Origin of the sequence: Pseudoalteromonas sp. SG43-5, from assembly GCF_014164345.1 — a bacterium.
Taxonomy (GTDB): domain Bacteria; phylum Pseudomonadota; class Gammaproteobacteria; order Enterobacterales; family Alteromonadaceae; genus Pseudoalteromonas; species Pseudoalteromonas distincta.
In genome coordinates this window covers 1-13,088 of sequence record NZ_JACJFA010000021.1, presented here as the reverse complement: position 1 = coordinate 13,088, position 13,088 = coordinate 1, and the positions used below count along the sequence as shown (strand labels likewise).

Genomic DNA, 13,088 nt, shown 5'->3' with positions numbered 1-13,088 from the left:
CCTAACAATTAGAACGCAATAAAGGTTAACTAAACGTGACTGATAAGTTAGCGAGTCCATATCGACTTGCCGTATTAAAGTTAATTTGCCTTCAGGGTGTTGTAGCATTAGTTGCTGCTGTAATTATTTGTTTTAGTTCGGGAGTCAATGCCGCGCTTTCATCACTCGCTGGTGGAGTTGTCGCAGTACTTCCGCACTTTGTATTTGGTCTTTATGCATTCAGACATATGGGTGCAAGTCGAGCAAATCAAGCGTATGCCTCGTTGAAACGCGGCAACGGATTAAAATTTATGCTAACAATTGTATTGTTTGCGCTAGTACTGAAGCATTTTCCGGTAATTTTATTACCCTTTTTTAGTACTTATATACTGGCGCTCTTTACTGGATTGTTCGCACCCGTTTTTTTTAAACATTAACTTTGGGATATAACATGGCAGCAGAAGAAGTTACTCTATCTGGCCATATCCAGCACCATTTGACCAATGCTAAGATGTGTTCGACCGATACAGGTCTCGCCTTCAATAAAGCATGTACGGATAGTGGTTTCTGGACATGGCATATAGATACCCTCGCATGGTCTATCGGTTTAGGTCTTATATTTTTATGGATCTTTCGTAGTGCCGCTAAAAAATCAACACTAGGTGTACCTGGAAAATTTCAATGTTTCATTGAAATGGTAGTAGAGTTTGTTGGTGACAACGTACGTGATACTTTCCATGGTAAAAGCAAGCTTATTGCACCATTAGCATTAACAATATTCGTTTGGATATTTTTAATGAACTTAATGGATTTAATACCGGTTGACTTTTTACCTGCATTAGCTGGTTTTGTTGGTGAGACTGCGTTTGGTATGGATTCACACGATGTGTACATGAAAATTGTACCAACGACTGACATTAATATGACTGCAGCGCTAGCGCTGGGTGTATTTATTTTAATGATAGGCTACTCAATTAAAATAAAAGGAATCGGTGGTTTTATTAAAGAACTAACACTTCACCCGTTTAGTTCAAATAATACTGCACTACAAATCCTTTTAATCCCGTTTAACTTATTACTTGAACTGATTGCGCTGGTTTCTAAACCGTTTTCATTAGCGCTACGTCTGTTTGGTAACTTATATGCAGGTGAATTGATTTTCATCTTGATCGGCGCTATCGGATTTATGCAATTACCATTGCATTTTGTTTGGGCTGTATTCCACATCTTAGTAATTGTATTGCAAGCATTCGTATTTATGATGCTTACGATTGTATACCTAAGCATGGCAAGTTCAGATAATCACTAATTTTTAGATTTACAATTTTACTTTTACTTTTAACTTTACAATTGAAACTTTGGAGAAATAAATGGAAGCTTTAGAATTATTAACAGGCTTAAAATACATCGCAGTAGCTTTACTAATCGGTTTTGGTGCAATCGGCACAGCAATCGGTTTTGGTAACATGGGCGGTAAATTCCTTGAAGCATGTGCGCGTCAACCTGAGCTTGCACCTTCGCTACAAGTTAAGATGTTTATTCTTGCTGGTCTAATCGATGCTGTAGCAATGATTGGTGTTGGTATCGCTATGGTATTGTTGTTCGTACTTTAATTTTATTTTTTGAACAGCTTACTATTTAAGGAGGAGCGGTTGTGAATTTAAACGCCACTCTTATCGGTGAATTGATTGCGTTTACGGTGTTCGTATTATTTTGTATGAAATACGTATGGCCACCATTGAACGGTGCAATTGAAGCTCGCCAGAAAAAAATCGAAGATGGTTTAGCTGCCTCTGATAGAGCCGAAAAAGACTTAGAACTTGCGCAAAAGAAAGCTGCTGAACAGCTTAAAGATGCAAAAGCTCAAGCGGCTGATATCATTGATCAAGCTAAAAAGCGTGCAGTGCTAATTGTTGACGAAGAAACACTTCGTGGTCAGCAAGAGCGTGAAAGTATCATTGCTCAAGGGCACTCTGAAGTTGAGTCTGAACGTAATCGCATAACAGAAGAGCTACGTAAGCAAGTAGCAACTCTGGCAGTGATTGGTGCAGAACGTATTTTAGAGCGTGAAATTAATCAAGCCGCACATAGTGACATCGTTGAAAAACTTGTCGCTGAGCTGTAATTAGGAGGGTATGAGCATGTCTAATTTGACTACTATCGCTCGCCCATACGCTAAAGCGGCTTTTGAACTTGCCGTTGAGAAAGGCACTCTAGAAAGCTGGAATGATATGTTGTTCTTTGCAGGCCACGTAGCCAGCAATGAACAAGCATCATCTGCTTTAGCAGGTATGCCTACAGCTACTGCACAAGCTGAATTATTTATTCAACTTTGTGCTGAGCAGCTCAACGAACAAGGTCAGAACCTAGTTAAGGTGATGGCTGAAAATGGACGTTTGACAGCTCTACCTGACGTTGCTGAGTTATTTGCTGAATTTAAAGCAGAATACGATAAAGAAATCGAAGTAGATGTGATTTCTGCAACTCCTCTTGTTGCTGCGCAACAAGAGTCATTGGTAGCGGCACTTGAAAAACGTTTCGCACGCAAAGTTAAGCTGAATTGTAGTGAAGACGCGTCAGTGGTTGGTGGACTTATTATTAGGTCTGGCGACACTGTAATCGACGGTACTATTCGCGGTAAATTAAGCCGCTTAGCTACAACACTACAATCGTAATTGGGAAAAAGAGCATGCAACTTAATTCCACTGAAATTTCAGATCTGATCAAACAACGTATTGAGAAGTTCGAAGTTGTAAGTGAAGCTCGTAACGAAGGTACTATTGTATCTGTTACTGACGGTATCATCCGCATCCACGGTCTTGCTGACTGTATGCAAGGTGAAATGATTGAGCTTCCTGGCAGCCGTTATGCTATCGCACTAAACCTTGAGCGCGACTCAATTGGTGCAGTAGTAATGGGTCCGTACGCTGACCTTACTGAAGGCGTAAAAGTATATACAACTGGTCGTATTTTAGAAGTTCCTGTTGGTCCTGGTCTACTTGGTCGTGTTGTAAACACACTAGGTGCTCCAATCGATGGTAAAGGCGCTTTAGATAACGACGGGTTTGAACCTGTAGAAAAAATTGCACCAGGTGTAATCGAGCGTAAATCAGTAGATGAGCCAGTTCAAACTGGTTATAAATCTATCGATGCGATGATTCCAGTTGGTCGTGGTCAACGTGAACTTATCATCGGTGACCGTCAAACAGGTAAAACTGCACTAGCAATCGATGCAATCATCAATCAAAAAGACACAGGCGTTAAGTGTGTGTACGTTGCGATTGGTCAAAAAGCATCTACTATTGCAAACGTAGTTCGTAAATTAGAAGAGCATGGTGCACTAGCAAATACTATCGTAGTTGTTGCATCTGCTTCTGAATCTGCGGCACTTCAGTACTTAGCACCGTTCGCGGGCTGTACTATGGGTGAATACTTCCGTGACCGTGGTGAAAACGCATTAATCGTATATGATGATTTGTCTAAGCAAGCAGTTGCTTACCGTCAAATTTCATTACTACTTAAGCGTCCACCAGGCCGTGAAGCATACCCAGGTGACGTATTCTACCTTCACTCTCGTCTTTTAGAGCGTGCATCGCGTGTAAACGCAGATTACGTTGAAAAGTTCACTAATGGTGAAGTGAAAGGTAAAACTGGTTCATTGACGGCATTGCCAATCATTGAAACTCAAGGCGGCGACGTTTCTGCGTTCGTACCGACTAACGTTATCTCTATCACCGATGGTCAGATCTTCTTAGAAACTGACTTATTCAACTCAGGTATCCGTCCGGCAGTAAATGCTGGTATCTCGGTATCGCGTGTTGGTGGTGCTGCACAAACTAAAATCGTTAAGAAACTAGGTGGCGGTATTCGTCTAGCCCTAGCTCAGTACCGTGAATTAGCTGCGTTCTCGCAGTTCGCGTCTGACCTTGATGATGCAACTCGTGCTCAACTTGAGCATGGTGAGCGTGTAACAGAGCTAATGAAGCAGAAACAGTACGCGCCAATGTCTGTTGCTGAAATGTCTTTGTCGTTATTTGCTGCTGAAAAAGGCTTCCTTCAAGACATCGAAATCGCGAAAATCGGTGACTTTGAAGCAGCTTTACTTTCGTATGCAACTAGCACATACGCAGAGCTTGTGGCTCAAATCAATGAAACTGGTAACTTGAATGCCGAGATCGAAGCGCAGCTTAAAGAACTTCTTACGAAGTTCAAGTCTACGCAAACTTGGTAATTTAGTTATTAATGGTGCGCTTTAGGAAACTAAAGCACACCTTGATTCGGAGAGAGAGTCATGGCCAGCGGAAAAGAGATTAAAAGCAAGATCGGGAGTATTAAAAATACTCAAAAGATCACTAGCGCAATGGAAATGGTTGCTGCGTCTAAAATGAAAAGGGCGCAAGAACGCGTTGCTTCAAGCCGTCCATACGCTAATAAATTACGTGAAGTAATTGGTCGTGTTGCTCAAGCAAATCTTGATTTTACTCACCCGTTCTTAAAAGAACGTGAAGTGAAACGAGTTGGTTATATTGTTATCTCTACAGACCGTGGTCTGTGTGGCGGTCTAAACTCAAACGAGTTTAAGAAAGTTGCACTTGATGTTAAAGCGTGGAAAGAGAAAGGTGTTGATGCTGAATTTGCTACTTTAGGTAGTAAGGCAGCAGGCTTCTTTCAACGTTTTGGTGGTCAACTACTCGCTAAAAAAGCGGGCCTAGGAGATAAACCTTCAGTACAAGACGTTATTGGTCCTGTAAAAATTATGCTTGATGCATTTTCTGAAGGCAAAATAGACCGTTTATTCTTGGTATATAACAAATTCGTTAATACCATGAAGCAAGAGCCAATTATAGATCAGTTACTCCCTTTGCCAAAAGCTGAAGAAGAAGTATCTGCTCACACATGGGATTACTTATACGAGCCAAACCCAGAGGCTATTTTAGAGTCTTTGTTAGTACGCTTTATTGAGTCTCAAGCATACCAAGGTGTGGTAGAAAATGCTGCTTCAGAACAGGCTGCTCGTATGGTTGCAATGAAAGCTGCAACTGATAACGCAGGTGACCTTATGGACGAGCTACAGCTTGTTTATAACAAGGCTCGCCAAGCAGCAATCACACAAGAAATTAGTGAGATTTGTTCTGGCTCAGCAGCAGTTTAATGCTTCGGGTAAAGATTAACGAGAGGAATAGACATGAGTTTAGGTAAGGTCGTCCAAATTATCGGCGCCGTTGTGGATATTGAATTTCCACAAGATAGCGTGCCAGCGGTATACCACGCACTAAGAGTAACAGATGGCGATTTAGCTGGTTTGACTTTAGAAGTTCAACAACAGCTAGGTGGCGGTGTAGTGCGTACTATCGCTATGGGTACTACTGATGGTTTACGTCGTAGTGCTTTAGTTATGAATACAGGTGAATCGATTCAAGTTCCAGTTGGTAAAGCAACACTTGGTCGTATCATGAACGTACTTGGTGAGCCAATCGATGAAGCGGGTCCAATCGGCGAAGAAGACCGTATGTCTATTCACCGTGCAGCGCCTTCATACGAAGAGCAATCAAGTTCAGTTGAGCTTTTAGAAACTGGTATCAAGGTTATCGACCTTGTATGTCCGTTTGCTAAAGGTGGTAAAGTTGGTTTATTCGGTGGTGCCGGTGTTGGTAAAACTGTAAACATGATGGAACTTATCCGTAACATCGCAATCGAGCACAGCGGCTACTCAGTATTCGCAGGTGTTGGTGAGCGTACACGTGAGGGTAACGATTTCTACCATGAGATGAACGATTCAAACGTACTTGATAAAGTATCGCTTGTATACGGTCAGATGAACGAGCCTCCAGGTAACCGTTTACGCGTAGCGTTAACAGGCCTTACTATGGCTGAAAAGTTCCGTGATGAAGGTCGCGATGTACTTTTCTTCGTAGATAATATCTACCGTTATACACTTGCTGGTACTGAAGTATCTGCACTTCTTGGTCGTATGCCGTCAGCGGTAGGTTACCAGCCTACACTTGCTGAAGAAATGGGTGTGCTTCAAGAGCGTATCGCTTCAACTAAGACTGGTTCAATTACATCAATCCAAGCGGTATACGTACCAGCGGATGATTTAACGGATCCATCTCCAGCAACTACCTTTGCTCACTTAGACGCAACAGTAGTACTTTCACGTGATATCGCATCACTTGGTATCTACCCAGCGGTAGATCCACTTGATTCATCTTCGCGTCAACTTGACCCACAAGTAATTGGTCAAGAGCACTACGATACAGCACGTGGCGTTCAAACAGTTCTTCAGCGTTACAAAGAACTTAAAGACATCATTGCAATCCTAGGTATGGACGAGCTTTCTGACGAAGATAAGCAACTTGTATCTCGTGCACGTAAAATCCAACGTTTCCTATCTCAGCCATTCTTCGTGGCAGAGGTGTTTACAGGCGCGTCAGGTAAATACGTATCACTGAAAGATACAATTGCTGGCTTCAAAGGCATTTTAAACGGCGAGTTTGATGAGCTTCCAGAGCAAGCGTTTTACATGGTTGGCTCTATCGAAGAAGCTCAAGAAAAAGCCAAAGGCATGTAACTAGGAGGGTAGTATGACAGCTATGACTGTACATCTTGACGTAGTAAGCGCAGAGCAGAGCTTGTTCTCTGGTCTTGTTGAATCGATTCAAGTATCTGGTAGTGAAGGCGAGCTGGGTGTAAACCTAGGTCATGCTCCACTACTAACTGCCCTTAAACCTGGTATGGTACGTTTAGTTAAGCAATATGGTCACGAAGATGTGTTATATGTTGCTGGCGGTACATTAGAAGTTCAACCAAATCACATCACGATTCTTGCAGATACTGCGGTTCGTGGTGAAGATTTAGATGAAGATTCTGTACAAAAAGCTAAACGTGAAGCTGAAGAACATATGGCGAATTCGTCAGCTGTTGAGTTTGATTATCAACAAGCGGCTACGCGACTGGCAGAAGCAGTTGCTCAGTTACGCGTAATTCAGCAATTACGTCACAAGTAAGCCTATCCGGTTTTGAAAAGCCCACTTTATGTGGGCTTTTTTGTGTCTGTAATTTAAACATGGTGTATCGCTTATTTATAATTGTTAAATAACAGGTCTATCAGACTATTATCTGTGCTTTATCACTTATATCCTTCACCAATCCTCGCTACAATAACGTCATCCAATTAAGTGTGTTTTTCAGTCAAGATTCAGTACGAATAAACTAACCTACTGAGTATCTGCACAAGAAGTGATTTACGTAATCTTCTGCACAAACATAATACTTATTTAGCTAAAACAACGGAAAAAGGAAATTGTTTTAATGGCTCTAACAACTGTTATTCTTGCTGCGGGTAAAGGTACTCGTATGCGCTCTGCTCTACCTAAAGTTTTGCACAATGTTGCAGGTAAACCAATGGTACAGCACGTTATTGATAATGCGATGGCATTAGGTGCAACGACTACAAACTTAGTTTACGGACACGGCGGCGATCTATTACAACAACAACTTGCCGATAACGATGTAAATTGGGTACTTCAAGCAGAACAACTCGGTACTGGCCACGCAGTAGCGCAAGCCAACTCTCATATTAACGATGAAGACACTGTATTGATTTTATACGGCGATGTACCGCTAACAAAACAATCAACTCTAGAGCGTTTATTAGCTGCAACACCTAAAAATGGTTTAGCGGTATTAACGGTAAATTTGGTAAACCCAAATGGCTATGGTCGCATGCTTCGTGTTGGTGGTAAGTTAGTCGGTATTGTTGAGCAAAAAGATGCAAGCTCAGAGCAGTTACTTATTAACGAAGTAAATACAGGCATTATGGCTGTTAACGGTAAGCTATTAAAAACATGGTTAGGTAACTTATCTAACAATAATGCACAAGGCGAGTACTACTTAACAGATATCGTTGCAATGGCTCACAGTGAAGGCGTAGAGATCACTTCAGCGCAACCAGATCATGCAATGGAAGTTGAAGGCGCAAATAACCGCGTACAACTTGCAGGCTTAGAGCGCGCTTACCAAGCATGGCAAGCAGAAGAGTTAATGTTAAATGGCGCTACCCTGGCCGACCCTGCCCGTATAGATGTGCGTGGCAATGTTAAAACAGGCGAAGACGTATTAGTTGATATAAACGTTATCTTTGAAGGTAATGTGACCCTTGGTAACAATGTACAAATTGGCCCTAACTGTGTACTTAAAAACTGTACCATAGGCGATAACGTGGTAATAAAGGCTAATACCCTAATTGAAGATGCAAGCGTAGCTGCTAAATGTACGCTGGGCCCTTATGCTCGCCTTCGCCCTGGCGCTGTTATGGAAGAAGACTCACACATTGGTAACTTTGTTGAGATGAAAAAAACCCGTTTAGGCAAAGGCTCAAAAGCCAACCACTTAAGTTATTTAGGTGATGCTGAAATTGGCGAAAAAGTGAATATTGGCGCTGGCACTATTACCTGCAACTACGATGGTGTTAATAAATCAAAAACTATTATTGGCGATAATGCTTTTATTGGCTCTAATTCATCACTCGTTGCCCCAGTAAATATAGGCGCAACTGCAACAATTGGTGCAGGCTCTGTGATCACCAGTACCGTTGAAGATGACCAATTAGCAATAGCACGCTCTAAACAGCGTAATTTAACGGGTTGGAAACGCCCAGTTAAAAAATAACAATTAGAGGCTACTTAGGTAGCCTTTTTTATTTTAGTTGAAGTTTAAATTGCTCTTTATAGCGTCTAGATAGGTTTAGTACTTTACCTGTAGTTAATTTTATTTCACTGTCGCCACTGGATAGTGGTGTAATAGACTCCACTTTATCGAGTTTTACGCCATGGTTGCGGTGAATTCTACAAAACCCCTGCACTTCAAGTTGTTTACTTAATGCTGTAAGCGTTGCCCTTAACGGATATATACGTGAGCCTATATGTAGGTTTACATAATTACCCGACGATTCAAGCCAATCAACATCCTCTATTTTTATAATGAATTCTTTTCCGAGCTTTTTAACTAATAGGCGGTTTATGGTCGATGTTGTTTGCTGCTCACTTTCTTCAATTGAAGAGGCTTCACCTAGTAACTGCTGCACCACATATTGATATACTTTGATAAGTACGATGAAAAACACAAAGCTTATAGCGTCTTTCTGGTATTCATAAATAAGCTCAAACCAGCTAAGTCCAAAGTTGTAAGACCCATCATTCAACAAATATATGAATTTACGAACCCCTACCATAATACCAACGTGTAACACGCTAAATATAATAGAGGCAGCAAAGTACATACCTAATGAGGCCGTAATATTTTGCCAATTAAAAGATAAGTGTCTTAAAAACCAAATTAAAATAGGGAATATAAGCAAAGTACTCAAGGCACTTGAATACTCCCAAATAAATGGCTCCCACATTAAAAAAGTTAAAGCTCCTTCTCTTTGGGCTTCCATTATTTGGGTTGTAGCGTTTACTGTATTATTAATTAATACGTAAGCACACAGTAATACTGATGCGTAAATGCTTTGAAAACGTTGAAAGTGCTGTAGGTTCATAAATATATGCTTATTGCTGACGTGGCACGCTTATCCCTGTATACCACCTTTTATCACTATTGCTTGTAATATAAGCACTTATAGATAGTTTTAGCGAGAGCTTTAGGTATGAATAACGCATAACATACATAAAGTAGTAAAAGCATGAGCACTCAAGTACAACAACCTTCATTAGTTAATTCGCGTAAATATTATCTTGATTGGCTTAGGATAATCGCATTTGCGTCGCTAATTTTTTATCACATTGGCATGTTGTATAGTGAAAACTGGGGATTTCATTTTAAAAGTAATTATACATCACAGTATGTTGAATATTTAATGTTGGTGTTTTCACCTTGGCGCATGTTGCTCATTTGGTTTATATCGGGCGTAGCACTGCGTTTTATGATTGATAAAGTACGCAGCTTTAAGTCTTGGTTACATTTCACCTTATACCGCTCTATTTTTTTACTGTTACCCTTGCTGGTGGGGTTATGGTTAATAGTTCCTTTACAGCTGTTTGCAGAAATGTCACAGCAAGGTGTTATTGATATTAGCTATTGGCAATTTTATTTAGCTTTTATAGAGACTAACAATACGCTTTTTATTAATTATCAGTCTGGAGTGTGGCCGAATGTGGATGTAAATCACTTATGGTATTTGCGCTCGTTGTGGCAATTTATGCTGATCATTATTGTTTTAACTCTTTTTGCACGCTTGCCTTTTATTACGCCTTTAAAAACCTTTGTTAAAGGGGATATGTCATTTGGGCTTTTAATTACCTTGCTCACTATTGCCGTACTATTTACAAGCCATTACTTAACTGGCGATTCAATTAGAGAGACTAACGGCTTAATACTGCTACTCACAGGATACATACTTGCCAAAAACACTTACTTTTGGAACTGCTTAAATAAAAAATTAGTATTACTAGCTTTGAGTTTTGCGGTTTTGTTTGTACTTATAATATTAAGTTATCAGAAGGTGTTTACTCTTCCTCATTTTATTTTAAGCGCTAGCTACAATATTCAACGTGTTGTAGGTGTATTTTTTGTACTTGCGCTCGCTCACCGATTCTTAAATTTTAATACTTACTATTTAAAACAGCTCAATGTATGGGTGTTTCCCTTTTATTTATTGCATCAAAGCATTTTGATTATTTTGTGTTTTTTACTACAGCCTTTAGGTTTAGGGCCTGGTGCTGAACCATTCATCATTATTACAGGGACTTGGTCTTTTTGCGGTGTTATTACATGGGGTATTACACGTATTGATGTACTTAGACCTTTGCTAGGGGTTGCAATTAAACGAGATTATTCCCCGACTGTAAAAATACTTGGCTATACGGCTGCTTTAATTTTAATAACTCCGCTAGCGTATAAGCTAATTACTTAGGCTAAGGGGCTGTATTAAAATTGCCATAATCTTGTCATGCCTGTGTGTTGATATTTAGCAAATACAATACTAAGGAAAATCACATGTTTAAAAAATCAATTATTGCGCTGTCACTTATATCTGTTCTTACTGGTTGCTCACTTGATGGTGACGATGGCCAAAACGGCTCTCAAGGATTACAGGGAGAACAAGGCGCAAATGGGATAAATGGTGTAAATGCTAATTCGGTATTAAATATTAGCCTCGTAGGAAGAGGAGTATTAAATGCACAAAGTCCAGAAGGTGCCGCTGAAATAGTTGCTTACCAAGCATCTAAAAAATGGATTTACGCTATTAACAGTTCAGGCGATGACGCTGTTATTAATATTTTACCCGCCGATACCTTTGATACTGCCGCACTCGTTAAAGATAACGAAGGGGTTATCAGCGCCACAAATTTAACGTCCGTTATTACGTTGTCTTTAAACGAGCATACCCAAGGCGATGCAAACAGCATTGCTATTGATGAAAATAATAATTTACTAGCGGTCGCAATGGCTGCTAAAAGCACGGGTGATGCAGGTCAAATTGCTTTTTACGATATAAGCGGCGACTCACCTGTATTTATTAAAAATGTTACAGTCGGATTTTTACCAGACATGGTGACGTTCACCCATGATGGCGCAAAGGCAGTGGTTGCTAACGAAGGTGAACCAAGTGGCGACTACAGCGTAGATCCTGAAGGTTCTATTAGTATTATCGATATAACAAATAATGTAATAGCCGATACGGCAATAAATATTGATTTTAAAGCCTATAACAACAAACAAACCGAACTAGAAGCGCAAGGGGTCGTTTTTGCAAACCCCAATGGTCGTACTATTAACGGTAATCTGATAAATACCACAGTAGCTATGGATTTAGAGCCCGAGTACGTTAGCATTTCTAAAGATAACAAATACGCTTATGTATCTATTCAAGAAAACAATGCATTTGCAATAGTTAACCTACAAGACAACAGCCTTGAGCTAAAGGGCTTAGGCTTTAAAGATTGGTCAAGCTTACAACTTGATGCTTCAGATAAAGATGGCGGCGTTAATTTTAAATCATACCCAGGGCTCTATGGTATGTACCAGCCCGATGCTATCTCAAGCTTTAGTTGGAAAGGCGCTAACTTTATAGTCACTGCCAACGAAGGTGACGCAAGAGAATACTTTTTTGATACAACGGATGAAGCAGATTGTATAGCAAAGGGGGGACTTGATTACGATAAAGACGACGGCTGCTTAGCTTATATAGATGAGAGCCGCGTTGAAGACTTAACGCTTGCAGCTAATTTTGATTACTTAAATAACGACGATAACGATATTGGTCGCTTAAAAGTAACAACAATAAAAGGCGATACTAATAATGATGGTCAATACGAATCGCTTTATGCTTATGGTGCACGTTCGTTTACCATTTTGGACAGCAATGGGCTGGTGGTGTTTGATTCAGGCGATGATATAGGTCGTATTACTGCATCGGTTCATGGTGAAGCATTTAACAACAATGAAGATGAAAACAAAGGTGACTCACGTTCAGATGATAAAGGCGCAGAGCCAGAAGCGCTGACTATTGGTAAAATTGACGATCGTACATTTGCTTTTATAGGGCTCGAGCGTATGGGTGGGATTATGGTTTATGATATTACCAATCCATATAATGTGCAGTTTGAAGACTACTTCTATAATAGAGGCTTAATTAAAGACGCTAATATTACAGGCGATTTAGCGCCTGAAGGAATGGAATTCGTTCCAGCTGAGCAAAGTGCTACAGGAAACCCACTATTAATCGTTGGAAATGAAATATCAGGCTCCATTGCCGTATGGGAAATAGCATCTAAATAAACCTTTAATTTAAAATAAAGCTGTGTGTTGTTTGTTTAACATACAGCTTAGTTTAAACCTTACTAATACCTCATCAATAGATACTTATATTGTGCGTGTTTTTTAAACTAAAAGTATCCTGTAGCCCTTTGTTTGTATAGCTTTCATACTAAATTCATTTAATTGTCAAAAAGCTGAAATAAAACATTGACCCCCGCTCGAATCTCCCTATAATGCGACCCCACTGAGACGGGAAACAGCAACGCATAGCGAGGCACGAACAACTCAGGGTGTTAAGTAAAACTTAGATTGAATCTTTTTAGAAAGTTTAAATTTAAGTGTTGACA

At 40.2% G+C, this 13,088-nt stretch carries 13 protein-coding genes; 12 read left to right on the top strand and 1 reads right to left on the bottom strand.

What is annotated here, in order from left to right; genetic code table 11:
• Positions 1–35: 35 nt before the first annotated feature.
• From H5161_RS17195 to glmU, 10 genes are all read left to right on the top strand, one after another.
• Positions 36–416, top strand: coding sequence for an ATP synthase subunit I (locus H5161_RS17195; protein ID WP_004335240.1), 381 nt, complete (start codon positions 36–38; stop codon positions 414–416).
• A 14-nt stretch (positions 417–430) separates the two neighbouring features.
• On the top strand, positions 431–1,288 hold the full coding sequence (gene atpB / locus H5161_RS17190) for a F0F1 ATP synthase subunit A (RefSeq protein ID WP_024597178.1): 858 nt from the start codon (positions 431–433) through the stop codon (positions 1,286–1,288).
• A 61-nt stretch (positions 1,289–1,349) separates the two neighbouring features.
• Positions 1,350–1,592 carry a F0F1 ATP synthase subunit C gene (atpE, locus tag H5161_RS17185; RefSeq protein WP_007585980.1) on the top strand — a complete coding sequence of 81 codons (243 nt, stop codon included), beginning with the start codon at positions 1,350–1,352 and terminating at the stop codon, positions 1,590–1,592.
• Between the two features lie 41 nt (positions 1,593–1,633).
• Complete coding sequence (atpF, locus tag H5161_RS17180) at positions 1,634–2,104, top strand: F0F1 ATP synthase subunit B (RefSeq protein WP_004335264.1); 471 nt, start codon at positions 1,634–1,636, stop codon at positions 2,102–2,104.
• Between the two features lie 16 nt (positions 2,105–2,120).
• On the top strand, positions 2,121–2,654 hold the full coding sequence (gene atpH / locus H5161_RS17175) for a F0F1 ATP synthase subunit delta (protein ID WP_004335267.1): 534 nt from the start codon (positions 2,121–2,123) through the stop codon (positions 2,652–2,654).
• Positions 2,655–2,668: 14 nt separating this feature from the next.
• Positions 2,669–4,210 (top strand): F0F1 ATP synthase subunit alpha, encoded by a 1,542-nt coding sequence (gene atpA, locus H5161_RS17170; RefSeq protein ID WP_004335270.1) that lies wholly within the window; start codon positions 2,669–2,671, stop codon positions 4,208–4,210.
• Between the two features lie 60 nt (positions 4,211–4,270).
• Positions 4,271–5,131, top strand: coding sequence for a F0F1 ATP synthase subunit gamma (atpG, locus tag H5161_RS17165; protein ID WP_024597176.1), 861 nt, complete (start codon positions 4,271–4,273; stop codon positions 5,129–5,131).
• A gap of 33 nt (positions 5,132–5,164) precedes the next feature.
• Positions 5,165–6,550: a F0F1 ATP synthase subunit beta gene (gene atpD, locus H5161_RS17160; RefSeq protein ID WP_004335274.1), complete on the top strand. Its 1,386-nt coding sequence runs from the start codon at positions 5,165–5,167 to the stop codon at positions 6,548–6,550.
• Positions 6,551–6,563: 13 nt separating this feature from the next.
• The gene (locus tag H5161_RS17155; RefSeq protein WP_004335277.1) at positions 6,564–6,986 is read left to right on the top strand and encodes a F0F1 ATP synthase subunit epsilon; all 423 of its coding nucleotides are present in this window, start codon (positions 6,564–6,566) and stop codon (positions 6,984–6,986) included.
• A 304-nt stretch (positions 6,987–7,290) separates the two neighbouring features.
• The gene (gene glmU, locus H5161_RS17150; RefSeq protein WP_002962912.1) at positions 7,291–8,649 is read left to right on the top strand and encodes a bifunctional UDP-N-acetylglucosamine diphosphorylase/glucosamine-1-phosphate N-acetyltransferase GlmU; all 1,359 of its coding nucleotides are present in this window, start codon (positions 7,291–7,293) and stop codon (positions 8,647–8,649) included.
• 28 nt (positions 8,650–8,677) lie between these two features.
• Here the strand turns inward: glmU and H5161_RS17145 are convergent, their stop codons facing one another.
• Positions 8,678–9,520 (bottom strand): LytTR family DNA-binding domain-containing protein, encoded by an 843-nt coding sequence (locus tag H5161_RS17145; protein WP_182769744.1) that lies wholly within the window; start codon positions 9,518–9,520, stop codon positions 8,678–8,680.
• Between the two features lie 144 nt (positions 9,521–9,664).
• Here H5161_RS17145 and H5161_RS17140 point away from each other — a divergent pair, with 144 nt between their 5' ends.
• Positions 9,665–10,894, top strand: coding sequence for an acyltransferase family protein (locus H5161_RS17140; protein ID WP_182696218.1), 1,230 nt, complete (start codon positions 9,665–9,667; stop codon positions 10,892–10,894).
• A gap of 83 nt (positions 10,895–10,977) precedes the next feature.
• The gene (locus H5161_RS17135) at positions 10,978–12,762 is read left to right on the top strand and encodes a choice-of-anchor I family protein (protein ID WP_182769743.1); all 1,785 of its coding nucleotides are present in this window, start codon (positions 10,978–10,980) and stop codon (positions 12,760–12,762) included.
• Positions 12,763–13,088 lie beyond the last annotated feature (326 nt).

Coding starts and splice junctions, on each gene's coding strand:
- atpB (WP_024597178.1), top strand. CDS start 431: ATGGCAGCAGAAGAAGTTACTCTATCTGGCCATATCCAGCACCATTTG.
- atpE (WP_007585980.1), top strand. CDS start 1,350: ATGGAAGCTTTAGAATTATTAACAGGCTTAAAATACATCGCAGTAGCT.
- atpH (WP_004335267.1), top strand. CDS start 2,121: ATGTCTAATTTGACTACTATCGCTCGCCCATACGCTAAAGCGGCTTTT.
- atpA (WP_004335270.1), top strand. CDS start 2,669: ATGCAACTTAATTCCACTGAAATTTCAGATCTGATCAAACAACGTATT.
- atpG (WP_024597176.1), top strand. CDS start 4,271: ATGGCCAGCGGAAAAGAGATTAAAAGCAAGATCGGGAGTATTAAAAAT.
- atpD (WP_004335274.1), top strand. CDS start 5,165: ATGAGTTTAGGTAAGGTCGTCCAAATTATCGGCGCCGTTGTGGATATT.
- H5161_RS17155 (WP_004335277.1), top strand. CDS start 6,564: ATGACAGCTATGACTGTACATCTTGACGTAGTAAGCGCAGAGCAGAGC.
- glmU (WP_002962912.1), top strand. CDS start 7,291: ATGGCTCTAACAACTGTTATTCTTGCTGCGGGTAAAGGTACTCGTATG.
- H5161_RS17145 (WP_182769744.1), bottom strand. CDS start 9,520: ATGAACCTACAGCACTTTCAACGTTTTCAAAGCATTTACGCATCAGTA.
- H5161_RS17140 (WP_182696218.1), top strand. CDS start 9,665: ATGAGCACTCAAGTACAACAACCTTCATTAGTTAATTCGCGTAAATAT.
- H5161_RS17135 (WP_182769743.1), top strand. CDS start 10,978: ATGTTTAAAAAATCAATTATTGCGCTGTCACTTATATCTGTTCTTACT.